Here is a 445-nt window from a genome sequence, read left to right on the forward strand (position 1 = left end):
ATATTCTTTAACAATATGTTTTGATACATTCCCTAATGTAGACATAAAGTAGCTACCTGACCATAAGTGTCCTCCCCACAACTGCTCTTTCGTTTCAGGGTATTTTTTAAACCACATTCTTGCCGAACCACCCTTTAACGTTTGAACGATTTTACTAGCAGAGTGCTTTGGATGAAATGAAATCATTAAATGAATATGGTCAGGTAATACTTCAAGATTTTGAATCACGATATCATTGTCTTCTGCTAATTTTAATAATATTTCTTTCATGTTTTCACGTAATGCTTCTGTTGCAAAAATTTCCTTTCGGTATTTTGTTACCCAGACTAAATGGAAATTAAAATCATACACACTGGTTCTTGTTTTCACTAACATTTTTCCAACAAATCCCTTCTAATCAAGCGTATTCTGTTTACGTTTTACTACACATAGGGTATGATGTAAA

1 protein-coding gene is annotated in these 445 nt (G+C 32.8%); it reads right to left on the reverse strand.

Translation table 11 applies throughout. The features are described 5' to 3' along the window. On the reverse strand, positions 1-375 hold a 375-nt coding region (tnpA, locus tag ACYQ4S_RS12320; protein ID WP_459771461.1), incomplete at its 3' end, for an IS200/IS605 family transposase. Between the last annotated feature and the right edge of the window lie 70 nt (positions 376-445).

The organism is Alkalibacterium sp. s-m-28 (assembly GCF_054658175.1).